Source organism: Arthrobacter sp. YAF34 (genome assembly GCF_052113245.1).
GTDB lineage: Bacteria > Actinomycetota > Actinomycetes > Actinomycetales > Micrococcaceae > Arthrobacter.
The window spans coordinates 1-23876 of sequence record NZ_JBFRCV010000004.1 but is presented as its reverse complement, the minus strand read 5'-3'; the positions used below and the strand labels follow the sequence as shown (position 1 = coordinate 23876).

General features: G+C 68.8%; 18 protein-coding genes. 6 read left to right on the top strand and 12 right to left on the bottom strand.

Annotated elements, in window-relative coordinates:
* Positions 1-44 precede the first annotated feature (44 nt).
* On the top strand, positions 45-824 hold the full coding sequence (locus tag AB4Y72_RS06065) for an enoyl-CoA hydratase (RefSeq protein WP_441425251.1): 780 nt from the start codon (positions 45-47) through the stop codon (positions 822-824).
* Between the two features lie 127 nt (positions 825-951).
* Complete coding sequence (locus AB4Y72_RS06060) at positions 952-1515, top strand: hypothetical protein (protein ID WP_441425250.1); 564 nt, start codon at positions 952-954, stop codon at positions 1513-1515.
* Here the strand turns inward: AB4Y72_RS06060 and AB4Y72_RS06055 are convergent, their stop codons facing one another.
* The 3 genes from AB4Y72_RS06055 to AB4Y72_RS06045 form a co-directional block, all read right to left on the bottom strand.
* Complete coding sequence (locus AB4Y72_RS06055; protein WP_441425249.1) at positions 1516-4689, bottom strand: bifunctional cytochrome P450/NADPH--P450 reductase; 3174 nt, start codon at positions 4687-4689, stop codon at positions 1516-1518.
* Positions 4690-4824: 135 nt separating this feature from the next.
* Positions 4825-5328, bottom strand: a complete 504-nt coding sequence (locus AB4Y72_RS06050) for a MarR family winged helix-turn-helix transcriptional regulator (protein ID WP_441425506.1) — start codon at positions 5326-5328, stop codon at positions 4825-4827.
* A gap of 2 nt (positions 5329-5330) precedes the next feature.
* Positions 5331-7070, bottom strand: coding sequence for an AMP-binding protein (locus tag AB4Y72_RS06045; protein WP_441425248.1), 1740 nt, complete (start codon positions 7068-7070; stop codon positions 5331-5333).
* A gap of 337 nt (positions 7071-7407) precedes the next feature.
* Here AB4Y72_RS06045 and AB4Y72_RS06040 point away from each other — a divergent pair, with 337 nt between their 5' ends.
* Complete coding sequence (locus AB4Y72_RS06040; protein ID WP_441425505.1) at positions 7408-8541, top strand: acyl-CoA dehydrogenase family protein; 1134 nt, start codon at positions 7408-7410, stop codon at positions 8539-8541.
* Here the strand turns inward: AB4Y72_RS06040 and AB4Y72_RS06035 are convergent.
* The 3 genes from AB4Y72_RS06035 to AB4Y72_RS06025 form a co-directional block, all read right to left on the bottom strand.
* On the bottom strand, positions 8538-10343 hold the full coding sequence (locus AB4Y72_RS06035; protein WP_441425247.1) for a sensor domain-containing diguanylate cyclase: 1806 nt from the start codon (positions 10341-10343) through the stop codon (positions 8538-8540). The two genes, AB4Y72_RS06040 and AB4Y72_RS06035, sit on opposite strands and share 4 nt — an antisense overlap.
* Before the next feature lie 82 nt (positions 10344-10425).
* On the bottom strand, positions 10426-11100 hold the full coding sequence (locus tag AB4Y72_RS06030) for a response regulator (protein WP_441425246.1): 675 nt from the start codon (positions 11098-11100) through the stop codon (positions 10426-10428).
* Positions 11097-13811, bottom strand: coding sequence for a DUF4118 domain-containing protein (locus AB4Y72_RS06025; RefSeq protein WP_441425245.1), 2715 nt, complete (start codon positions 13809-13811; stop codon positions 11097-11099). Before AB4Y72_RS06025 ends, AB4Y72_RS06030 begins: the two co-directional genes overlap by 4 nt.
* 142 nt (positions 13812-13953) lie before the next feature.
* Between AB4Y72_RS06025 and AB4Y72_RS06020 the strand changes: the two genes are divergently transcribed.
* Positions 13954-15930, top strand: coding sequence for an amino acid transporter (locus AB4Y72_RS06020; protein WP_441425244.1), 1977 nt, complete (start codon positions 13954-13956; stop codon positions 15928-15930).
* Between the two features lie 166 nt (positions 15931-16096).
* Here AB4Y72_RS06020 and AB4Y72_RS06015 read toward each other — a convergent pair whose 3' ends face one another.
* The 6 genes from AB4Y72_RS06015 to AB4Y72_RS05990 all read right to left on the bottom strand — a co-directional run bounded on the left by AB4Y72_RS06015 (position 16097) and on the right by AB4Y72_RS05990 (position 22419).
* On the bottom strand, positions 16097-16300 hold the full coding sequence (locus AB4Y72_RS06015) for a cold-shock protein (protein WP_009357211.1): 204 nt from the start codon (positions 16298-16300) through the stop codon (positions 16097-16099).
* Between the two features lie 148 nt (positions 16301-16448).
* Positions 16449-17402 (bottom strand): alpha/beta fold hydrolase, encoded by a 954-nt coding sequence (locus AB4Y72_RS06010; protein ID WP_441425243.1) that lies wholly within the window; start codon positions 17400-17402, stop codon positions 16449-16451.
* Positions 17403-17423: 21 nt separating this feature from the next.
* Entirely contained in the window at positions 17424-20213 is a 2790-nt protein-coding gene (locus AB4Y72_RS06005; protein WP_441425242.1) for a PEP/pyruvate-binding domain-containing protein, read from the bottom strand.
* Positions 20214-20306: 93 nt separating this feature from the next.
* Positions 20307-20663, bottom strand: coding sequence for a hypothetical protein (locus tag AB4Y72_RS06000; RefSeq protein ID WP_441425241.1), 357 nt, complete (start codon positions 20661-20663; stop codon positions 20307-20309).
* Positions 20664-20744: 81 nt separating this feature from the next.
* Entirely contained in the window at positions 20745-21800 is a 1056-nt protein-coding gene (locus AB4Y72_RS05995; RefSeq protein WP_441425240.1) for a zinc-dependent alcohol dehydrogenase family protein, read from the bottom strand.
* A 40-nt stretch (positions 21801-21840) separates the two neighbouring features.
* Complete coding sequence (locus AB4Y72_RS05990) at positions 21841-22419, bottom strand: TetR/AcrR family transcriptional regulator (RefSeq protein ID WP_441425239.1); 579 nt, start codon at positions 22417-22419, stop codon at positions 21841-21843.
* A 96-nt stretch (positions 22420-22515) separates the two neighbouring features.
* On the opposite strand from AB4Y72_RS05990, the gene AB4Y72_RS05985 reads away from it, so the two are divergent.
* Together AB4Y72_RS05985 and AB4Y72_RS05980 are read left to right on the top strand one after the other, a co-directional pair.
* The gene (locus AB4Y72_RS05985; protein ID WP_441425238.1) at positions 22516-23727 is read left to right on the top strand and encodes an MFS transporter; all 1212 of its coding nucleotides are present in this window, start codon (positions 22516-22518) and stop codon (positions 23725-23727) included.
* An 11-nt stretch (positions 23728-23738) separates the two neighbouring features.
* On the top strand, positions 23739-23876 hold a 138-nt coding region (locus AB4Y72_RS05980), incomplete at its 3' end, for a 3-hydroxyacyl-CoA dehydrogenase NAD-binding domain-containing protein (protein ID WP_441425504.1).

Sequence of the window (23876 nt, the reverse complement as noted above, 5' to 3'; positions counted from 1 at the left end):
GCCCACCCGTAACCAGACACAGAAACCAGCTAAGGGGAACACTCATGACGGATCAGTTCGCGAACATCCTGGTGGAGCGCCGCGGCCGGGTGGGCCTCGTGACGCTCAACCGGCCGGAAGCCCTGAACGCCCTGAACAAGGCCACGATGGACGAGCTCGTGAAGGCCGTCACCGGGATGGACGCGGACCCCGGAGTGGGTGCGGTGGTGGTGACCGGGTCGCCGAAGGCCTTCGCCGCCGGCGCGGACATCAAGGAAATGCAGTCCAAAGGGTACATGGACATGTACGCGGCGGACTGGTTCCGCGGCTGGGAGGACTTCACCCGGCTCCGCATCCCCGTTGTGGCAGCCGTGTCCGGCTTCGCGCTGGGCGGCGGCTGCGAGCTGGCGATGATGTGCGATTTCATCATTGCCGGGGACAACGCCAAGTTCGGCCAGCCGGAGATCAACCTCGGCGTGCTCCCGGGCATGGGCGGCTCGCAGCGCCTGACCCGCGCAGTGGGCAAGGCCAAGGCCATGGACATGATCCTGACCGGCCGTTTCATGGACGCCGAGGAGGCCGAACGCGCGGGCCTGGTGTCCCGCGTGGTCCCGGCCGCCGACGTCGTCGAGGAGGCGCTGAAGGCCGCCGAGGTGATCGCCTCCAAGTCCAAGCCCGTGGCGATGGTGGCCAAGGAAGCAGTCAATGCCGCCTTTGAGACCGGGCTCGCCCAGGGTGTGCTGTTCGAGCGGCGCGTGTTCCACTCGCTGTTTGCCACCGAAGACCAGAAGGAAGGCATGGCCGCCTTCACCGAGAAGCGGCAGCCGGAGTTCAACCACCGCTAGGTGCCCTCCGGCGAAGTGCCGTTGAGAAAGTGCCGCTGAAAAGTGCCCTCCGGCGAAGTGCCCTTCTGCGAAGCACCGTTGAGAAGTACCGTTGGAGCAAGGTGCCGTTTCCTGCAGGGAGGCAGCCATGAATACCGGACTTCTGGGGGTCGGCCCGTACCCGGAAGAGGTCAGTGCCATCGCCCCGGGCGATGCGCTGGTGCCAGACCCGGACGTGGTGATGGACCGCGGCTTCGACCTGCCCGGGCCGCCCGTCGCCGTGTGGCCATGGATCGTCCAGCTGGGCAAGGAACGCTCCGGCTGGTACCTGCCCCGCTGGGCGGAAGCGCCGATCCCGGCCGCGCGCCGGGCCCTCCGGACCATTGACCCGGCGCTCCAGGACCTCAGCGCGGGAGACGTCATTGCCGACTGGGGCGCCCCCGGGGCCACCTTCGAGATCGTCTCCGTGGACCCGCCGCGGGCCCTGGTGCACCGCTCGCAACGCGGCAGCCTGACTGTCAGTTGGGCGATCATGTTGCGGCCGGCGGCGGCGCCGGGCGGCGGGCCGGGCGCCGGGAACGGGACCCGGGTCCATCTCCGGCTCCGGCTCGCCGGGGTCAAACGCCGTCGCCTCGTGGAGCTCGGCGGCGGCCTGTTCGACCTTCTGACCATCGCCGGGCTCGCGGCCGGGCTGCGGGAGCGGCTGGGCTGATCACGTGAAGATGTCGGCCACGTACCGGCCGTGCGTGCGCTCCACTTCATCCATCCACGCCGCAGCGTCCGCCTCAGAGGCGCCGGTCGCCTCCCGGTAGATCCGCACGCATGTGTCACGGACCTGAGGGGCCATGTGCTCGCCGTCGCCGCAGACGTAGACCGTGGCGCCCTGTTTGACGAGCTCCACGACGTCGGCGCGGTCCGCCCACAGCCGGTCCTGGACGTACTTCAGGCCGTCTTCCGGCGCGGCGGAAAACACCGGCCGAAGGTCAAGGCTGGCTTCCTCGGCCCAAGCGGCAAGTTCGGCGCCGTAGAGGAAGTCGGTATCCCGGTCGCGGCAGCCGAAGAACAGCAGGGCAGGTGCCGGCGTCAGCCCCTCCGCCTGGGCCCGGAGCGCCCGGTCCTGGACGAATCCGCGGAACGGCGCCAGCCCGGTCCCGGCACAGACCATGATCAGCGGGGTTTTCAGGGATGGGGGCGGGTGGAACGCCGCGTTCGAGGGACGGACCGTTACCGCGACCCGGGACCCGGGCCTGGCCTGGCCGAGGAAGGTGGAGGATGCACCCTCGAACATGCCGCGGCCCGACCACGCCGGAGCCCGGATGACGGCGAAGGTCAGGGTCGCATGGTCCGGGCTCCAGAGCGGGGACGAGGAAATGGAGTACCGCCGGGGCGTCAGCTGGGTCAGCAGTTGCAGGAACGAGGTGAACGACAGCTGGCAGGAGGGATACGTTTCCAGCAGGTCGAGGAGGGAGACGCGCTTCTCGAGAATCTCGGCCGCGTACCGCCCGCGGTCCTCCGCCAGGGTCTCAAGCTGCCCGCGGTGTGCAGGATCCGCGGCGACGTCTGCCAGGTCTTCAAGCTGGGTGCGTGTGGCGGGGACAGCGAGTTCGACGTAGCTGCTCAGCAGTTCGCCCACAGCCACGGGGGCGCCGGTGGGCAGGAACGTGTCGCCGCGCTCCATGCTCAACAGGACGTGCGAGTCGTAGTCGAGGTTGAAACGGGCCAGCGCACGCTGCACGAGTTCGCTGGGATTCAGCGGCAGCACGGCCAGATAGTCGCCGGTCCGGTAGCTCATCCCCTCGGGCAGGGCAATCTCGACATGCCGCTTGGATCGGGCCCCTGGTTTGGTCAGGTCCACCAGTTCCCGGTTCGCGACGACCGTGCCAAGGGCCAGCCCGTTCTGGCGCAGCATCGGTTCCCGGACGTTGCCCACGAACTGAAGTTCAAGCTGGGGCTGCGCGGCAGGGGGACTGGTCCGCTGCCCGAGGGCGGCGTCCACCGCGGGCCAGAACCCGGCGTACCACTCGTCGAAATCGCCGAAGAAGTCGCCGCGGGCATTGGCCTCGCCCCGGGCGTAGATCCGTTCGGCGCCGGCGGCCTCCAGCCGGGCGTCGATCGCCTTAGGCACTTCCTGATATGTCCGCGCCCAGTCTTTGTTTCCGTTGCCGAAGACCGAGTACCGGGCTCCGGCAAGGCTGCCCGGCTGGAGGCCTTCTGTCCAGGCCAGGAACTTCCTGGCGTTATCCGGCGGTTGACCCTCGTAGGAAGAGGACACGATCGCGACGAGACCCTCCGTCGGCAGTCCGCCGACTGCTTCGTCCAGCGGACCGATCGTGGGGCTGTAGCCGCGCCGCCCGGCGTCGTTGGCAATGCGCTGGGCGAAGTCCTTGGACGTGCCTGCATTTGAACCGTAGAGCACCCGGATCGGGACACCGTTCGGCGCCGCCACCGGCGCTTCCGCCTGCCGGGCACGGTCGACGGCGGCATGAGGTGCCGCTTCGATCCGGACGCCCCGCCGGCGCACGTGGATGAACAGCCCCTCGGGCTTCATCGTCAGCGTGTGCTTGATCTGCAGGACGTAGCCGGGGTCCGCCGCCGTGACCTCGAAGCGCTGCAAGAGCTTGGCCAGGAAGAGCATGGCCTCCTGGAGGGCAAAGCCCCGGCCGATGCAGGAGCGCTGGCCGTTGCCGAAGGGCTTCCACGCATTGGCGGGAATAGTTGCGGCCCGTTCCGGGGAGAACCGCTCCGGGTCGAAGTTGTCGGCGTCCTCCCCCCACGCAGCCTTGTCCCGGTGCAACTGCGGAATCAGGACCAGGATGGGCTGTCCCGCGGGAACGTCATAGCGGCCGCCGAGCGTCGTGTCCTGGAACGGAGCCACGTTAAACGCCGGCGCGGTGGGCCACAGCCGAAGCGTTTCCTTGAGGATTTGGTCCAGATACCCCAGCCGGGGCAAGTGCTCGAACGTGGCGCTCTCGGCACCAAGGACCTCGTCCACCACGGCTTGCGCCTTGGCCATGACGCCCGGATGGCGCAGCAGTTCATAGAGCGTAAAGGACAGCAGGCCGCTGGTGGTCTCATGGCCGGCGATCAGGAAGGTGACCATCTGGTAGCGGATGTTTTCATCAGACAGGCGCTCGCCGGTCACCGGGTCCGCCGCGCTGAGCATGGTGTCGAGGATGTCCTCGCTGCCGGCCGGGCTGGGATTGCGCCGCCGGTCACTGATGATCTGCTCGGCGACCTCGAACATCAGGGCATTGTCTTGCTCGAGCTGGTGCCGCCTGCGCAGCATGATCTTGTTCTGCACCGGAAGCCTTCGCGCCCGGTCCCCGGATTCGACCAGGGCACGGACCATGGCCCCGACGAAGGGGTGCAGTTCCTCCCGGTAGAGGCTGTTGAACCTGTAGTTGAACGAGCACAGGGCGATGGTGTCCAGCGTCAGGCGGGTGGTGTTGTCCGGCACGTCGATCCGGGCCGCGGGGCCGAGTCTTTCCCACTTGAGCATCAGCTGCTCGACGATGTCGTCCATCCCGGCGAACATGCGCTTGAGCGCCGCGGGCCCGAACGCCGGCATCAGGATCCGGTGGGCCTTTTGCCAGTTCGGTTCGCGTGTTTCCGCGGTGAACAGGCCGTCGCCGGCGAACTGCCGCACCTCGCGAAGGGCGACGCCGAGCACCTTGCCAAAGCGGGTTTCGTCGCACACCTCGTTGACGAGCTGCTGGGACGAGACGGCGACGATGCTGCGGTTGAAAAACTGAATCCGGACGATCGGGCCGTACTGCTCGGCTATCTCGACCAGTCCGAGGGCTCCCTTGCTGGAGTCGATATCGGGCAGATTGCCGACCACCGGCCGCGGCGGGGGCTGGGGTATGGGGATGCTGGCTGTCGGCATGGGCCCTCCTCAGCGGTCGGCGATGACGCTCGTGAGCTGTGTTTGCTGCCGGACCGGACCAGACCGTCCTGCCGGACCCACGATACTCCGGTCCGATTCAGGGCAAAATAGGATTCCCATCCACTCCAGTTGGGCTCAGCTGAAATCCCCGGCGTTCCGGCGGAACGTGCCCAGGATCCGGATCAGCTGGTCCACGTCCTGGTCCCCGAAGCCCGACTGGCCGAAAACCTCGGAGTTCAGCACCGCCGTCGCCCGTTTGGCCAGGGCGCGCCCCTCCGGCGTGAGCTCGATCAGCGTGGTGCGGCCGTCCGTGGGGTGCGGCGAACGGATCACCAGCCCGGCGTCCTGGAGCCGGTCCACGGCGTTGGTGACCGACGTGGGATGGACCTGCAGGAGCGCGCTGGCCTTGTTCATGGGCAGAGCGCCGCTGCGGGCGAAGCTGAGCAGTGCCAGCAGCTCATACCGGGCAAAGGTCAGCCCGAACGGCTTGAGGACGGCTTCGATCCGGCCCAGCAGAATCTGCTGGGTCCGCATGATGGCGGTAATGGCGGCCATCGGGGCCGCGACGTCGGACCAGCCGTGGCGCTCCCAGTTCAGCCGGGCGTCGGCGATCGGATCTCGCGGCAGCGGTGTTCCCACGCTCACCCCTGCCCCTTGAGCCCGGGGAAATCGGCGTCAGAATACTCGATGCCGAAACCGGCCGGAACGGGGCCGCCGCCGTGGCGCAGTTCCTCGCTGTGGCGCAGCTCCACGCGGCGGATCTTGCCGGAGATGGTCTTCGGGAGCTCAGCGAACTCCAGCCGGCGGATCCGCTTGAACGGGGCCAGGTGCTCGCGGCAGTAGCGCAGGATGTCCTCGGCGAGTTCCGGGCCGGGCTGGTGCCCGGCGGCCAGGACCACGAACGCCTTCGGCACCGACAGTTTCAGCGGGTCCGGGGAGGGGACGACGGCGGCCTCCGCCACCGCCGGGTGCTCGATCAGCACGCTTTCAAGCTCGAACGGGGACAGCCGGTAGTCGGAGGACTTGAAGACATCGTCACCGCGGCCCACGTACGTGATGATGCCGCGCTCGTCCCGGCTCGCCATGTCCCCCGTGTGGTAGTAGCCGTCGCGGAAGGCCTCCGCCGTCTTCTCCGGGTCACCGTAGTACGCCTTCATGAGCCCCACGGGGCGCGGATCCAGGCGCAAGCAAAGCTCGCCGTCGTCGGACTCCTCACCCGTGGCGGGATCCACGAGCACCACGTCGTAGCCGGGCAGCGGCTTGCCCATGGCGCCGATCTTGATCGGCTGGCCCGGAGTGTTCGCGATCTGCACGGTCGACTCGGTCTGCCCGAAGCCGTCCCGGATGGTTTGTCCCCAGGCGCGGTGGACCTGGTCGATCACCTCGGCATTAAGCGGCTCGCCGGCGGACACCACCTTGGCGGGCGGGTTTTTCAGCAGGGTGAGGTCTGCCTGGATCAGCATCCGCCAGACGGTGGGCGGGGCGCAGAAGCTCGTCACCGACTCGCGGTCCATCTGTTCCATGAGCGCCTTGGCGTCAAAGCGTTCGTAGTTGTAGATGAACACGCAGGCCTCGGCGATCCAGGGCGTGAACACATTGGACCAGGCGTGCTTGGCCCAGCCCGGTGAGGCGACGTTGAGGTGCACGTCGCCCGGTTCCATCCCGATCCAGAACATCGTGGACAAATGCCCCACGGGGTAGGAGGTGTGCGTGTGCTCCACCAGCTTGGCCTTGGACGTTGTGCCCGAAGTGAAGTACAGCAGGAGCGTCTCGTCCGCCAGGGTGGGTGCGTCCGGGGTGAAGTCCGTGCCGGCTGTGGCCGCGTCGGCGTACTGCCGGGCATTTTCCAGGGCTGCGGCGGGATTTGCCGGACCCCCACCGATTTCGATCAGCGTGTAGTCACCCGCGACGTCGGCGAACTTGGCGATGTTGGCATATCCGACGGCGGCCCAGGAAGCGCCGCCGCGCTCCACCCGGTCCTGGAGGTCGGCGGGCCCCATCAGGGTGGTGGTGGGGATCATGACGATGCCCAGCTTGATGCCGGCCAGCATGAGTTCCCAGAGTTCCACCTGGTTGCCGAGCATGATGATCATCCGGTCCCCGCGCCGCACGCCCTGCGCCCGCAGCCAGTTGGCCACCTGGGCGGAACGCCGGGAGAGGTCCGCGAAACTGCGCCGCGTTGCGGACCCGTCCTGCTCCACAATCACCAGCGCCGGCTTGTCCGCCGTCGCCGGGTCTGCCGCGAGCTGGTCGAACCAGTCCAAGGCGAAGTTGAATTCCTCGAACCGGGGCCACTGGAATTCGCTCCGGGCGGCCTCGTAGTCACCGCGAAGGGCCAGCAGACGGTCCCTCGCGGCGCGGAATTCCTCAGTCACGGTCATGGTGCACCTTTCGAAGTCCTCTGGCGCAGCCGTTCCGGGCGGTCGGTGGCACAACGCCGTTGCCTGGGGTCCGCCCAGCCCGGCGCGATGCCTGCCTAGTGATCCCCGTCACTCTGCAATATACTAGGACATCCAAGGGTTTGGAAGAGCGGCGCTGCTCTGCAAGCGGCGCATGACGAAGGGATACGTGCCCGTGCAACCACAAGGACGTGCCAGCGGACAGGGTGCGGCAGCAGATCCGGTACCGGCAGGCGGAAAGCCTGCCACGGCAGCAGATGCAGCGGCCGCCGCGGCCGCGGACACCCCGGCGGAGCCGCCGTTTCCCGACGCGGACCTCATGTACATCGTGGACCTCCTGCCGCAGGACGAACGGCTCCGGTACCAGGAGGTCCGGGACTTCCTGCAGTCCCGGATCCGGGCCGCGTCGATCGACTACTGGAACCGCGAGGAGTTCCCCTTCGGCCTGCTCGCGGAACTCGGCAAATACGGTCTGGGCGGTTTGCAGACGGACGGCACCTCCAAGCTTTTCAAGGGGCTCATGTACGTCGAGGTGGCCCGCGCGGACGTCTCCCTTTCCGCGCTCGTGGGCATCCACAACGAGCTGATCGTCGGCATGATCGATGAGCTCGGCTCCGAGGAACAGAAGGCGCGCTGGCTGCCCGGCCTCACGGCCTTCACCCAGCTCGGAGCCTTCGCCCTGACCGAACCGGACCACGGCTCGGACATCGCCGGCGGCCTGGCGACCACCGCGCGGCTGGAGGGCGGCGAGTGGGTCATCAACGGCGCCAAGCGCTGGATCGGAGCCGGCACCATCGCGGACTTCGCCTTGGTCTGGGCCCGGGACGTCGCGGACCAGCAGATCAAGGGCTTCATCGTGGAGACGGACCGTCCCGGGTACGCCGCCACAAAGATCGCCAACAAGATCGGCCTGCGGATCATGCAGAACGCGGACATTGTCCTGGAGGAGGTCCGCATCCCGGAAGCCAACCTGCTGCCCGGTGCCACGGATTTCTCCAAGGCCAACGCGCTCCTGCGCGATTCGCGCGCCTGGGTGGGCTGGCAAGGTGCGGGCATCCAGCTGGCCGCGTTCGACGTCGCGCGTTCCTACTCGCTGCAGCGCCGCCAGTTCGGCAAGGAACTGGCGCGCTTCCAGCTGATCCAGCAGCAGCTCGCCGAGATCCTGGGCAACGCCACCGCCTCGCTGGCCCTGATGGCGCAGCTGGCGAGGATCCAGGAAGACGGCAAGCTCGAGATGGTCCAGGCCGCGATGGCGAAGTCCACCACAACGCGGCTCGCGCGGGCCTCGGTGGCCATGGGCCGGTCGCTCATGGGCGGTAACGGGATCAGCAGCGACTACGAGATGGGCAAGCTCTTCGGCGACGCTGAAATCCTCTATACCTACGAAGGAAGCTACGAAATCAATTCCCTGATCGTGGCCCGGGCCGTGACCGGTAAGTCGGCTTTCGTCTAGGCCGTGTGTCCGTCCACCCCGGGCCGCGCCTGCTCCCGGGCCGCCGGGGTGGCGTGGCCGTAGCGGGAGGTGCGGTTGCGGCCGGCGTTCTTGGCCTCATACAGGGCCCGGTCCGCACAGTCCAGGAGGCTGCCGGCCGCGGCGTCGAGCTGTTCGCAGACGCCGGCGGAGATCGTCAGGAACCCGACGTCCCCGAAGGGTTCCGACGCGATGGCCTCCCGGGCCCGCTCCGCCGCCCGGAGGGCCGCGGCGCCGTCGGTCTCCGGCAGCAGCCACACGAATTCTTCGCCGCCGAACCTGGCGACGATCTCCCCGGCGCGGGCCACGGTCCGCAGCCTCGCCGCGACTTCCGCCAGGACCACATCGCCGGTCAAGTGGCCGTGGGTGTCGTTGACCCTCTTGAAGTGGTCGATGTCCAGGACAACGGCACTCAAGTGCGTCCCGCGGCCCTCGGCCAGCGCAATCTGTTCGGCGAGGTGCTGTTCCAGCGCCCGCCGGTTGGGCAGGCCGCTGAGGGCATCGGTGGTGGCCTGCAGCTCCAGGTCGGTCCTGGCCTCCGTGTTGCCGATCGCGATCTCGACGAGCTCCGCGAACTGGGCCAGCCGCTCCATCATGGATTCGGTGACCCCCGTGCGTGACTTCGACGTCAGGCTCACCACACCCCACAAGTTTCCCCGGACCCGGACCGGGGCGGCCGCCGCGGACTGGAACCCGCCGGCGCGCATTTGCTCCGCAGCCGGGCCGCCCTCCGGTCCGTAAACAACGAGCGCCGGCTTGCCGGTCAAGGCCACCCGCACGGTGGCGGATTCGTCCGTCGGGGCGAAAATATGCCGGCGGCTCAGTGTCGGCGGCAGCGCCGGGGCCATGGCGACGATTTCCGCCGACGACGGTCCCGTGAAGCGGACGACGGCGGCGGAGTCCACGCTGAATAACTCGCGGACAATGGCGGCGACCCGCTGGGAGATGTCGGCGGGGGCGGCATTGCGGGCAACGGCGGTGGCAATCTCGTGCAGGGCTTCCCACACCTGCTGCTGCTGCAGGCGCTCGGTAACGTCAACGGCCACCACCATGCCTGCGGTGGCCCCCTCGTCGGAGTACACCGGGCCGGCCTTGAGCCGGTAGGTGCGGTGGCCGATCTGCCGGCTCCAGGAGACCTCGCGGCCGGCGAGGGCTGCGCGGTAGCGGGGTTCGAGTTCGCTGGCGAGATTGCCCTTGAGCACGTCCTGGATGTGCCGGCCCTCGAGCTCCTCCGTGCGGTAGCCGAACGTTTCCAGCTCCTGGCCTTCGGCGATCAGGTAGCGCAGCTCGGCGTCGAAAAGGAGCACGAAGACGCCGGGGACGCTTCGCGCCAAGGCGCGGTACCGGTCCATGTCCCCCTGCCGGCGCCGGTCGGCCAGCACCCTCTCGGTGACATCTGTGACCACGACGAAGTAGCCTTGCACCGCGCCGTCCCGGGTATCGGGGGTGTACGTGACCTCGGTGTAGCGCGAGTCGCCCGCGGCATCCGCGAGGGTCCGGTCAAACCGCTGGGCCTCTCCGGCGAGCACCCGCTCGATGAGCGGCAGGGTCGCCTCGTAAGCCGCGTCCCCGAGAACGTCCCGGACATGCATGCCGTTCAGCTGCTGTGGTTCGATCCCGAACCACTCGCAGTAGGCATCGTTGGCCAGGCGGTTGCGGAGCTCCGAGTCCCAATAACCCACCATGGCCGGGATTCCGTTGAGCACGGCCCGCAGTTGCGCCGGGATCTCCAGCAGCGGCGTCGGGCCGGCATCGTCCCTGCCGAGCGGGCTGCGATTAGTCATTGCCCAAGTATCCATTGCCTGCCGAGGCATGGAAAACCGCCGGGCACACGGCAGGAAATACTGCCGGGCGTCAGGGAAACACTCAGGGCATAAATCGGTAGCCGATGCCGGCCTCGGTGAGCAGATGGCGGGGGTTGGCGGTGTCCGGCTCGAGCTTGCGGCGCAGCTGGGCCATGTAGACCCGCAGGTAGTTCGTCTCCTTGGCGTACGCCGGACCCCAGACCTCGGAGAGTAACTGCTGCTGCGTGACGAGTTTTTCCGGATTCCGGACCAGCACCTCAAGCATTTTCCACTCCGTCGGGGTCAGCCGGATGTCTTGCCCTTCATGGCTGACCCTGTGGTTGCCCAGGTCCACGGTGAAGTTCTCCGCACTGACCACCGAATCGCGTGCGGGCTCGATGCTCCGGCGCAGCACGGCGCGGAGCCGGGCCAGGAGCTCGTCCAGCCCGAATGGTTTGGTGATGTAGTCGTCCGCGCCGGCGTCGAGGGCCTGGACCTTGTCCTCAGAGCCGTGGCGGGCGGAGAGCACCAGGACCGGCACGCTGCTCCAGCCGCGCAGCTCCCGGATCACCGCCGTGCCGTCCAGGTCCGGCAGGCCGAGGTCCAGGATCACCACCGACGGCGGCTCCTGCATGGCCTTGAGGAGCGCCGTCCGTCCGTCCGCCGCTGTCGAGACCTCGTAACCGTGGGCCTGCAGGGTGATCCGCAGCGCCCGCAGCAGGTGGGGATCGTCGTCGACCACCAGGACCGCAGTCACAGCGCCTCCGGCCCCGAGGCGTGCCCGGTGCCGTGCCCGGTGTCCTGCCCGGTGTCCTGCTCAATCCCCGCCAGCGGGGGCCGGGGGCGGCTCCCGGCCAGCGCCGACTGCGGCTCCAGCGCCGACTGCGGCTCCAGCGGGGCCCGGTCCGCCGGGGAGTCAAAGGACGCGCCGGTGGATAGCGGCAGGGTGATCACCATCGTGAGGCCCCCGCCCGGCGTCGCCTCCGCCGTCAGCCGTCCGCCCATCGCCTCGGTGAATCCCTTCGCCACTGCCAGGCCCAGCCCGACGCCGGCGCCCTGGGCGGCGTCGTTGAGGCGCTGGAACGGGCGGAACATGTCCAGGACGCGTTCGGCCGGAACACCCCGGCCGTGGTCGATGATGCGCAGCTCGCCAGCGGGACGCCCGCGGAGGATCGCAGGGCTGAGTCCGCCGGCGGCGCCCACCACCACGATGTCCGAATCCGGGGCGTATTTGACGGCGTTTTCGACGATGTTTGCGACCACGCGCTCCAGCATGCCCTGATCGGCGTCGATCTCGGGCATGTTGGCTGGAAGCTCCACCCGCACCCGGCCCGGCGGAACGCCCTGCAGCGCGCCGGGGATGACCTCGTACCAGCGCAGCGGGCGCAACTGCGGGCTGACCGAGTCGGAGGTGATGCGGGACATGTCCAGGAGGTTGCCGACCAGAAGGTCGAGCCGGTCCGAGCATTCTTCGATCGTGGCCAGCAGCTCCTGCTCTTCCTGCGGGGTATACCGGACGCCGTCCCGTCGGAGGCCGCCGACGGCCAGCTTGATTCCCGCCAGCGGCGTCCGGAGATCGTGGGAGACCGCGCGGAGGATGGACGTGCGCATGGTGTTGCTCTCGGCCAGGCGCATCATTTCGCCCCGGCTGGCCACGAGCTGCTGGCGCTCCAGCTGGGCGGCCAGGTGCACGCCGAAGGCTGCGAGGAGCCGCCGGTCGCTGGCAGGCAGGATCCGTCCGTAGAGGACCAGCCGGGTGGTGGCGTCGATCTCCTCGACGTTCTCGTCACCCGTGCCGGCGGTGACGTCGCCGGCGGATGCCAGAAGCCGCCAGGCTCCGCCGCCGCCGTCGTTGGACTCGCTGAGGAGAGCCGCCCCGCGGACCTGGAAGACGGTCCTGGCCTGCTCGAGCAGCGACTGGACGGTGTCCTCCGAACCCGCCGCTCCGCGGGAGAGGTCACTGAGCGTGGTGGCCTCGGCCCGGGCCCGGGCGGCCTCCTTCGAACGGCGGGCGGACAGGTCCACCGCCACGGCAACGGCAGCCGACACGCCCAGGAAGACGAAGAGGGCCAGGAGGTTCTCCGGATCGCGGATGGTCAGGTTGCCGGTCGGGGGCGTGGAGAAGTAGTTCACCAGCAGGCTGCTCCACAGGGCCGCCAGGACCGCGGGCCACAGGCCGCCCACCAGCGCCACCGCCACGGAGCCACTGAGCTGGACGAGCATGGCCGTGGCAACGTTCTGCTGCGGATTCAGGAACACGAGGAGCAGTTGCAGCAGCGCAGGCAGGAGCACCGCGAGGAGCAGGCCCCCGGCAACCCGGACCCGGCCGAGATCGCGGTGGCGAGGGACGCCCGTCCCCTGGCCGCCGAGCGGATGCGAAACCATGTGGACATCGATATCCCCCGAGCCGCGCACCACCCGGGTGCCGACGCCGCCGCCGAGGAGACCGCCCAGCATGCCCGCGAGCGTCTTGCGGCGGGAGATGCCGACCACGATCTGGGTGGCGTTGACGCTGCGGGCGAAGTCCAGCAGGGCGGCCGCTGGGTCCTCCCCGGCCACGATATGGTAGCTGCCGCCCAGGTCCTGGACCAGCCGCCGTTGCCGTTCGAGCGCCTGCGGCGACTCGGACGCGACACCGTCGGCGGCGCGCACATGGACGGCCAGGAGGTCCCCGCCGCTGACCCGGGTCAGGATGCGTGCCCCGCGCCGGATGAGCGCCTCCCCTTCGGGACTCCCGGTCAGGCCCACGACGATGCGCTCGCGAGCCGGCCAGCTGGCTTCAATGCCCTGTTCGGCCCGGTACTTGGCCAGCCCCTCGTCCACCCGGTCGGCCAGCCACAGCAGGGCGAGCTCGCGCAGCGCACTGAGGTTGCCCAGCCGGAAGTAGTTGGACAGGGCGGCATCGATCTTGTCCGCGGCGTAGATCTTCCCGTCGCCGAGCCGCTGGCGGAGCAGTTCCGGAGGGATATCGACGAGGTCGATCTGGTCGGCGCGGCGCACAACGCCATCCGGCACAACATCAGCTGGCACGGTTTCCGTCTGGCGGACGTCGGTGATGGCGCTGACGACGTCGCCGAGGGACGCCAGATGTTGGATGTTGACCGTGGAGAGGACATTGATTCCGGCGTTGAGGAGCTCGTCCACGTCCTGCCAGCGCTTCTGGTTGCGGCTGCCCGGAACATTGGTGTGGGCGTACTCATCCACCACCGCCGTCTCGGGGGAGCGGGCCAGGACGGCGTCCAGGTCCATCTCTTCGAACTCCGCGCCCCGGTAACTCAGGCGCCGGGGCGGAATGATCTCGAGGCCCGCCATCAGGGCCCTCGTGTCGGCCCGGCCGTGATCCAGCGCGAAGGCGACCGTGATGTCCTGGCCGCGTTCCCGGAGGCGGTGGGCTTCCTCCAACATTTCGTAGGTCTTGCCCACTCCGGGCGCGGCCCCCAGGAAGATACGCAACGTTCCACGTGCCATGCCGTCATTCTGTCACTTTGCGCCTCGTTAGCGAGCGGCGTTAAGGAAACATCAGGATTGTTCGCCGGGGGATAGCCGCGGGCGCGGGGGCTGGTACTGTCGCGGACGGAAGCGGCGCCGTGCGTCGCGTCGAAAGGACCTTATGACCACGCTCAGCCGCCCCCCGGCAGACCCCACGGCGCCGGCGCCCGGCGCCGGCGATCATTTCAGGAACTGGCTGCTGTTCGGCCTCCAGGATGCCAAGGGAGCCCATCAGGGTCCCGGGGCGGTGGGCGATTCGCACCTGAAAAAACACACCTGGTGGCAGGTCATGTGCCTGACCGGCGTCGATTACTTCTCCACGCTGGGCTACCAGCCCGCTATTGCCGCGCTCGCGGCCGGGGTGATTTCGCCGCTGGCCACCCTTGTCCTGGTGGCCGTGACCCTGCTGGGCGCCCTGCCCGTGTACCGCCGGGTAGCCGGCGAAAGCCCGCGTGGTGAAGGGTCCATCGCCATGCTGGAGCGGCTCTTGCCGCGCTGGGGCGGGAAACTCCTCGTTCTGGTCCTGCTGGGATTCGCGGCCACCGACTTCATGATCACCATGACGCTCTCCGCCGCCGACGCGACCGCCCACGCCATCGAGAACCCCTTCGCGCCCGCCTGGATGCACGGCCAGAACGTCGTGATCACGCTCGTCCTGCTGGCCATGCTCTCCGCGGTGTTCCTGCGCGGGTTCAAGGAGGCCATCGGCGTCGCCGTCGTGCTTGTGGGGCTCTACCTCTCGCTGAACGTCATTGTCGTTGTCACCACGATCGTCGAGGTCCTCCGCCACCCGGTCGCCGTCGACGACTGGTGGCTGGCGCTCACCACGGCCCACGGCAACCCGCTGATGGTGGCCGGCATCGCGCTGCTGGTCTTCCCGAAGCTGGCCCTGGGTCTATCCGGCTTCGAAACCGGCGTCGCGGTCATGCCGCAAATCCGCGGTCACGCCTCGGACACCGAGGACAACCCCGCGGGCCGGATCAAGGGCGCACGCCGCCTGCTGACTACGGCCGCCGTCATCATGAGTGCGTTCCTTGTCACCACGAGCTTCACCACCGTGGTGCTGATCCCGGAACAGGAATTCCAGCCGGGCGGCCAGGCGAACGGGCGTGCCCTGGCATTTTTGGCGCACGAATACCTGGGCGCGGGCTTCGGCACCGTGTATGACCTCAGCACCATTGCCATCCTGTGGTTTGCCGGCGCCTCCGCGATGGCCGGGCTTCTGAACCTCGTGCCGCGGTATCTGCCGCGCTACGGGATGGCTCCGGAATGGGCCCGCGCGGTCCGGCCGCTGGTGCTGGTGTTCACGCTGGTGGGGTTCCTGATCACCTGGCTTTTCAACGCCGACGTCGACGCCCAGGGCGGTGCGTACGCCACCGGGGTCCTCGTCCTGATGACGTCCGCGGCGGTTGCGGTGACATTTTCGGCGCACAGCAAGGGGCAACGCAAGCGCAGCATCGGGTTCGGGATCATCGCCGTCGTCTTCATCTACACCACGGTGGCCAACATCTTTGAGCGGCCCGAAGGCCTCCGGATTGCGGCGCTCTTCATCGTCGGGATCATTGTCATCTCCCTGCTCTCGCGCATCCGACGGTCCTTTGAACTGCACGCCACGCATGTGCGCATGGACACCCCGGCCCTGGAATTCCTTGCCGCCAACGAAACCGGACCGATCGCCATCATCGCGCACGAGCCGCTGCGGCTGACCACGGAGGCGTACCGGGACAAACTGACGTCGGCGATCGAAGTCAGCCACCTGCCGGTGGACTACCAGGCCTTGTTCCTGGAAGTGGTGGTGGACGACTCCTCGGACTTCGAGACGGAACTGGAGGTCCGCGGCGTGGTCCGGCACGGCTACCAGATCCTGGAAGTCCACGGACCCGTGGTGCCGAACACCATCGCCTCCGTGCTGCTGCACATCCGCGACGTGACCGGGCTGATGCCGCACATTTACTTCCGCTGGACCGAGGGCAACCCGGTCAGCAATCTCCTGCGGTTCCTCGCCTTCGGCGAGGGCGAAATCGCCCCGGTCACCCGAGAAGTGCTGCGCCAGGCCGAGGCCGACGTCACGCGGCGGCCCTGGGTCCACGTCGGCTGACACACCGGCTGGCACCGCCCGGCGGACACGCTGGCTGGCACCGCCCGGCGGTCCCGGCCGGACGCAGGCAGCACAAACGCCCCTTACGGAGGAAACCTCCGTAAGGGGCGTTGTGGTTTTCGGGGAACATGTCCCGGCCGGGCGGCCGGGACTTTATCCTGAGTACTTAGAGCGGGCGGATGTTCTCAGCCTGCGGGCCCTTCGGGCCCTGCGTGACGTCGAATTCAACCTTCTGGTTCTCGTCCAGCGAGCGGTAGCCGCTGGTGGCGATTGCCGAGTAGTGGGCGAAAACGTCGGCCGACCCGTCATCCGGGGCAATGAAGCCAAAACCCTTTTCGGCGTTGAACCATTTAACTGTGCCTGTAGCCATGCCTTTATCCTTCTGAAATGCTGCTGATCTCCGGCGGCCATGAGGCCAACGGCTGCGGAGACATTCGTCCGCTGTCCCCCAACGTACGGGGCCACGGCCCCCTGTGCAAGAGTCTGACGGGGGTCTTCGCATTGGGAAGGTACTTCAGTCATGCTGGGGCGGAGCTCTCGAAGAGGGCAATCAGGTCCCGGCTGATCTGGTACGGCGAGGTCTCGCTCGGGCTGTGGCCGCCCCGGTAGACCGCAATTTTGGCCCCGATCGACTGCGCGAACCGGCGGTGCAGCGCCAGCGGCCAGAGATCGTGTTCCCCGACGGCGACCAGCTTCGGCAGCCCCGCGGCCGCCAGCAGCTGCCGCAGATCGGGCGTGTGCTGCATGAGGCCGATGATGTCGACCACCGAGGCGCGGCGCGTATACGCGAAGCGGCTTTTTACGAAGCGCAGCCGCTTGGGCGCCACCCGCGCGACATTGCTGCGGATGCCCCAGATCATCAAGGCCGTCCCCACCCGGCTGGTGACGCAGCCGCTGAACCAGCCGATGAACCGCACTCCACGGAAACACTGTCCGGCTTCCGGCGGACAGCTGATCAGGGTCAGGCTCCGGAACTTCTCGGGCCGTTGCTTGAACGCCAACTGGGCGACGGTTGCGGCGAAGGAGTAGCCCACCACGTGCGCCGCGCCGTCCCCGGCGTCGAGCATGGCGATGAGATCGTCACGAAAGAGCTCATAGTCGTACCGGGCCCGCGGCGGAAAGAGGTTTTCCGGGCCGGCCTGGGCGGATTCATACTGCCCGGCAATGTCGCAGCTGAGGACGAAGTAGCCGGCCGCGGCGAGCTCGGGCAGCATGAGGATGAAGTCTTCCTTGGAACCGGTAGCGCCGGGAATGAGCAGAACGCGCGTGTTCCCGGGATCCCCGCTGGCGATGGTCGCCAGGGTGCCGCTGGGCGCCTCGAACTCCCCGCGCACCACACCGTCCGGCAGGACGGACCAGTCGAAGTCCGGCAACCCGGCATCCCGGCGGGCAGCGACATCCACCAGCCCGGAACCGAAACCCTCGGGCTCGGGAACCGGGGTGCCCTGTGCGTCGCTGCCGGCAGAGACCATGCACCTAACATAGCCCCCCGGTCAGCCGGCCAGGCCGCCGGAGACCTTTGCGGCCGAATCCGGGGCGTCCGCCTGCCGCACCGTGCCGGCCGATCCGTCCACGGTCACTCGCTGGCCGGTGCGCAGGCGGGTAGTCGCATTCGGGACGCCCACCACGGCCGGGATACCGTATTCGCGGGCCACCACGGCCCCGTGCGAGATCACCCCGCCCATCTCCATCACCAGGGCGCCGGCCGTCATGAACAACGGTGTCCAGCCCGGGTCGGTGGACGGGGCCACGAGGATTTCTCCCGGCTCGAGATGGGCGCCCACCGGATCCAGGATGACCCGGACCGTGCCGGTGGCGCTGCCGGCGGACGCCGGTGTCCCCGCGAGGGCGCCGGTGGCAGGGGACTTCGCCATCACCGCGGCCTCCACATCCGTGCCGTCGGAGAGCAGTAACCGGGGAATCCGGCGCCGGCGCAGTTCGACGTCGTAGAGCCTGCGGCGGGTTGCGACGATGCCTTGGAGATCGGCGCCCCGCAATCCCACGCGGACCTCGTCGAATTCCAGGAAATACACATCGTCCGGGGCGGCGATCGAACCGGAGCGGGCCATTTCGGTGCCGATCTCGTTGAGTTGGCGGCGCATTTCCGCGAGAGTGAGGACGATGTAGAACTTCGGCAGTTCGCGCAGTCCGGATAGCTGCCGGGTCCGGCGCAGGCAGAACTCCACCGCCCGCGCCCGGAGCCGGCTCCGGGCATGGGCCCGTTCCGCGAGGTCGCGGATCCGGGCCTCCGCGTGTTCCTCCGCGCGGGCGAACTGCCGGTCCGGGGCCTGCTCGGGGTCCTCCACGTGGAGGTAGTTCGAGATCATGCCGAGGATGTGGTCCGGCTTCTCCGACCACCTCGGCATCCCGAGGTCTATCTCCGCAACGGCGCGGTGGCCGTAGCGGTCCAGGAACCCGTGCAGTCCGGTCTGCGCCACCGCGGGCAGTGTGCCGGCCGCGTACATGGCGGCCAGTTCTCCCGGGGTGTGGGCCAGGAACGCCTCGCGGGACGCGTCGTTCGCTCCGATGGAGACGGCCAAGTGCCAGAGTTCAAGGTCCATCTCAGTGGTGACGTTGTTGGGCAGTCCCCGCAGCACCGCCTCGAGTTCCCGCGGTTCCGCGATGCCGCGCAGCAGCCTGCGGGCGACGGCCAGCAGGAGGTAGCCAACGGACGGACCGGGCATCGTCGCAAGGATCAGCCCGTCCACGGTCTTCGCCAGGATGCGCTCGGCGTGGTCGAGCCGGCCAAAAGCGGTGGCAGGCTCGGGCAGCACCAGGTCAGTTTCGAGGAGCTTTCCGTAATCGAAGGCGCGGCGCAGTTCTGCGTTCGGCCGGACCGCGGCGCGCAGCATGGGCGGAATCAGCCGGACGATCAGGGCCAGGTTGGCCATCCCGTCCGGACTGCGCGCTACTGTGCGGCCTGGCACCGCGTTGCCCGGGGCGGTGGGTTCGGCCGCGCCGGGATGGCGTCGCCGCGGCCGGCGTTCGCGCAGGCCAAACCGCGGATCCTCCAGCAGCGCCGGGAAGACCGCTCCGGACCTGCCGTCAGCCAGCGGGAGTATCCGCAGCAGGTAGCGGCGGCCGTACTTATTGCGCACCATGGGGGTCATGTCGACATACATGCGCAGCCCCGGGTTGACGTACTGCCACATTCCCTTGCGGTTCCGCATCGAGCCCAGCACGTAGAGCCCCATCGGGGTCAGCGGCCGGGTCAGGCCCTGAAGCAGGGTGCCGCACAGGTAGACGCGGGTTTCGGCGGCGGCGCCGGCCTCCGCACCCAGGGGTTCGGCGGCGGCAGGCTCTGGGAGCGGATACAACGTGGTGACGGGCCGCGACTGCACCACCCAGATCTTGCCGGGGCCGTCGATGACCCACTCCACGTCCTGGGGGGCGCCGAACAGCCGCTGGATCGAATCGCCCAGCGCCGTGAGTTCGCGGATCCGGCCCTCGTCCAGAGCCGGCGGCCGGCCCGCCGCAGGCCGTTCCGGCGAGCGGAGCAGGGTGCGTCCCGTGGCCGTGTCCACGACGACGTGGTCCGGGTTCACGCTGCCGGAGACCACCGCCTGGCCCGGCCCGGCGCTCGCATCGATGACCGTTTCGGTCCGGGTGCCGGTGACGGGATTCGCGGTGAACAGCACACCGGAGGTGGCGGCGGCGACGACGTCCTGGACGACGACGGCGAGTCCCACGTCGCGGTGCCGGATCCCGTTGGCGGAGCGGTAGGCCACCGCCCGTTCGGTCCAGAGCGAGGCCCAGCAGCGCCTGACCGACTCGACCACGGCATCGCCGCCGTGGATGTTGAGGAAGGAGTCCTGCTGTCCGGCGAAGCTGGCGAACGGCAGGTCCTCGGCCGTGGCGGAGGACCTGACCGCCACGGCGGCGTCGGGTCCGAGGGCGGCATACGCGGCGCGGACGGCGGCGTCCACATCGGCGGGTATCGGTGCCGTCACGATCATTTCCCGCGCCTGCCTCGCCAGTTCGCGTAGGTCAGGTTCGGGATGCTCAGGTTCGGGGCGGCCCAGCGCGGGGTGGGCCGTTCCGGCAGCGGGGGCGGGTCCGGACTGGAGGGAGTCCAGTCCGGCCGCCAGTGCCTCCAGTTCGGCGGGGGCGGCTTTCCGGTAGGCGCCCGTGGTGAGACAGAAACCCCGCGGCACGGGAAACCCGGCCGCCGTAAGCCTGCCGAGGTTCACGGCTTTGCCGCCCACGAGCGGCAGGGGAGCGGAACCCAGTTCACTGAGATTCACGACGAGACTTTCCGGTGCCCTGCCTTCTGCAGAACCCATTTCCCTGCTCCCACGTCCGTCCGCGTATTCAACTATGGCCGGTTGCCGGCCCGGTGCCGCCGGTGTGGCCCCTCCGCCCCGCGGGCTGCAGAGCTACTCGCCGGCGTCGGCCTCGCCGCTGTCCTCCCACATCACATCCAGGTTGCGGAAGACCGGCGGACCGTCGCACAGGGCGGCCATCTTCGCGGCGAATTCGGAGGTCTCGGGCCGGTTGGAGTTCTCCATGGCCGACTCGTAGGAATCGAACTCCACGATCGTGAGATACGTTCCGGGACGGTCGCGGTCGGCGGTGGCCATGATCCGGCCGAACGTCGGCGCTGTGGTCCCCTCGGTTCTCGACGGGCGGCCGAGTTGCTCGATCTCTTCGATGCGGGAGGACTGGAATTCTATGATCTGCACAAACCTGGCCATGATGGCTCCTCGACGGCGGCGGATGCTGATGCGCTTCACGCTAGACCCTCGCTGTTACACGTGCAAGGGCAGGCGCAAGCAGCCGGGCGGGACCCGGCGCCGCCGCCGTCGGGAGTCCGGCTACGGGGTCAGCAGGACCTTGATGGCGCGCCGTTCGTCCATGGCGCGGTAGGCCTCCGGGGCCTCCTCGAGGGGCATGACCGAGTCGAACACGCGGCCAGGGTTGATGGTGCCGGCGAGCACGTCGGCCAGCAGTTCCGGGATGTATGTCCGGGCCGGGGCCATGCCGCCGCCGATCGTGATGTTGGTGTCGAACAGGAAGCGCAGGGGGGCCTCCGCGCCGCCGGTGGGGACGCCGACAAAGCCGAGGGCGCCGCCCGGGCGGACGCTGTGCAGCGCCTGGTCCATGGATTCCTTGGTCCCCACGCATTCCAGCACGGAGTCGGCCAGGACACCGCCGAGCAGTTCGCGGACCTTGGCGACGCCGTCGTCCCCGCGTTCGGCGACGATGTCCGTGGCTCCGAATTCGCGGGCGATGGCCTGGCGGTCGGCGTGCCGTGACATGGCGATGATCCGCTCCGCGCCGAGGCGCTTGGCGGCGAGCACGCCGCAAAGCCCGACGGCGCCGTCGCCGACCACGACGACTGTCCTGCCGGGCCCGACCTTGGCGGCGAGGGCGGCGTGGTGGCCGGTGGCCATGACGTCGGAGAGCGTGAGCAGGCTGGCGCGGAGGGCGTCGTCCGGATCCGTGACGCCCGGAACCTTGACCAGCGTGGACTCGGCGAGCGGAACGCGGACGGCCTGGCCCTGGCCGCCGTCGATGCTCAAGCCGGCGTCGTCCTTGCCGCCCCAGCCGGCCAGGTGGTCGCAGGCGACCGTGACGCCGTCGAGGCACTGGGGGCACGCGCCGCAGCTGACCACGAACGGTGCGATCACGAAGTCGCCCACGGCGAGCTCAGTGACGTCCGCACCGACGCTTTCGACCGTCCCGATGAACTCGTGTCCGATTGCGGACGGCTTGTGGGTGGGCTTGACCCCGCGGTAGGGCCACAGGTCCGAGCCGCAGACGCAGGAGGCGGTGACCTTCACGACGACGTCGGTGGGCAGCTGGACCGTGGGATAGTCGCGGTCTTCGACTCGGATGTCGCCGGGACCGTGGATGATGGTGGCGCGCATGGGGGCTCCTCGCATGGTGGTGGGTGGGCTTGGATCGAGTTTAGTCGTCCCGCGCCGCCGAGGCTCCCTCGGGGCCGAGCAGCCGGCCGATCCTGTCCCGGACGCGCAGTTCCGGGGCGCATTCGTGGTTGAACAGGATCCGGTAGATGACCGGCGCCACCACGACGTCGATGATCTCCTGCGCCGTCGGAGCGGCTTCTCCGCGCGCCCGGGCGAGGTCCCGGATCTCCTCGACGTGGCCCTGCATGAGGGCGAAGTAATCCCGGGTGACCGCGCCGTCGGCGAGCATGTCCCGCAGCACCTGGCGGCCGAGCGGCGAGGAAAACTCCTCGACGTAGGGCTCGAACCAGGCCTCCATGTCCCCTCTCAGCGATCCGGTGTCCTCCACCTGCTCGGGCAGCATCCGGTTGGAGGCGACGGCGGCGAGCAAGCGCTGCAGATCGCCCCAGCGCCGGTAGATCGTGGACGAGTTCACGCCGGCGCGTTCGGCCACCAAAGGCACCGACAGGGCCGTCCGGTCCCCGCCGTTCTCCTCCAGCAGGGAGCGGACAGCCTGGTGTACTGCCTGCTGGACCCGGGCGCTGCGGCCGCCGGGCCGGGGTGTCGCTGTAGCCATCATCACACCATGTTAATGCAGATTCTTCGCTTTAGTAGCTTCTTAGAGTGCTAGCCTCTTAATGCACAGATTGTGCTTTTAGGTAGGTTGGGAAGAGCATTGAAGAACACCCGCACCGCATTCTGGCTGCACGCGGCCCTCCTGACGGTCTTCATCGGGGCCTCTTCGGCCCCGTCGCCGTTGTACGAGTTTTACGCCCGGGAATGGGGCCTCGGCTCGGCTGCCGTGACAGTCGTCTTTGCCGTCTATGCGGTGGCGGTGCTGCTGACGCTCCTGGTTGTTGGCTCCCTCGCGGACCACGTGGGCACCCGTCCGGTCCTCCTCGGGGCGGTGGGGCTGCAGGTCGTGGCCATGATGACGTTCGCGTTCGCTCCCGGGCCCGAGGTCCTCATTGCGGCCAGGGCCCTGCAGGGGATTGCCACGGGAGCTGCCATGGGTGCCGCCGGGGCGGCGCTGCTGGCCTTCGAAGGGGCCAGCCGGGGCGGCCGGGGATCTCTGGTGAACAGCGCGGCCTCCCCGGTGGGACTTTCCGCGGGGGCGCTCGGTTCAGCGTCGCTGGTGCGTTTCCTGCCCGAGCCCACCAAGGCCGTGTACTTCCTGGTGGCGGCGCTCCTCCTTGGCCTGGGGGCCTCCCTGCTGTGGCTGCCCAGCGCGGGCCGCAAGGCGCCGGGGGCGGTGCGCTCCCTGGTCCCGGAGGCGAGGATTCCCCGCTCGGCCCGCAGGACCATGGCCGCCACCATGCCGGTCGCGGCGGCGACGTGGGCGCTGGCGGGCTTCTACCTCTCGCTAGGCCCGGTCCTCGCGCATGCCATGACCAGGAACAGCTCGGTCATGGTGGGCGGCCTGGCGCTTGTCGCTCTTTTCGTGCCCGGTGCGCTGGCCATCCTCGTGGTCCGGCGCTGGTCGGACCGGAACACGCTGCTCACCGGCGTCATTGCGTTGATTTCGGGGATTCTGGTCACCGTGCTGGCGGTCCAGCTGGGCTCCGCGCCGCTGTACTTCGCCGGCACGGCCGTGGCCGGCGTCGGATTCGGCAGCGGCTACTTCGGCGCGATGCGCATGACCCTTCCCCTGTGCGATCCGCACGAGCGCATCGGCATGCTCTCCAGCATCTACGTCATTTGCTACCTCGGCTTCAGCGTTCCGGCCGTGGCGGCGGGCCTGCTGGTCCCGGTCGCCGGAATGAAGAACACCACACTGATCTACGGGGTGGCCCTTGTGCTCGCTGCCGTCCCTGCCCTTGTATTGATCGCCAAGGGCACCCGCACAAACCGCTCTAACCTGGCCGTTGCACCGGCAGCAGCCTCCTGAAAGGAATCGACATGACCTACACGCTCCCCGCCAACATCGCGGACCGGCCCATCACTGTCATCGGCGGCGGCACCCTGGGCCGGCGCATCGCCTTGATGTTCTCGCTCCAAGGCGCCGAGGTGCGCGTCTACGACACGAACCTCGGGGTG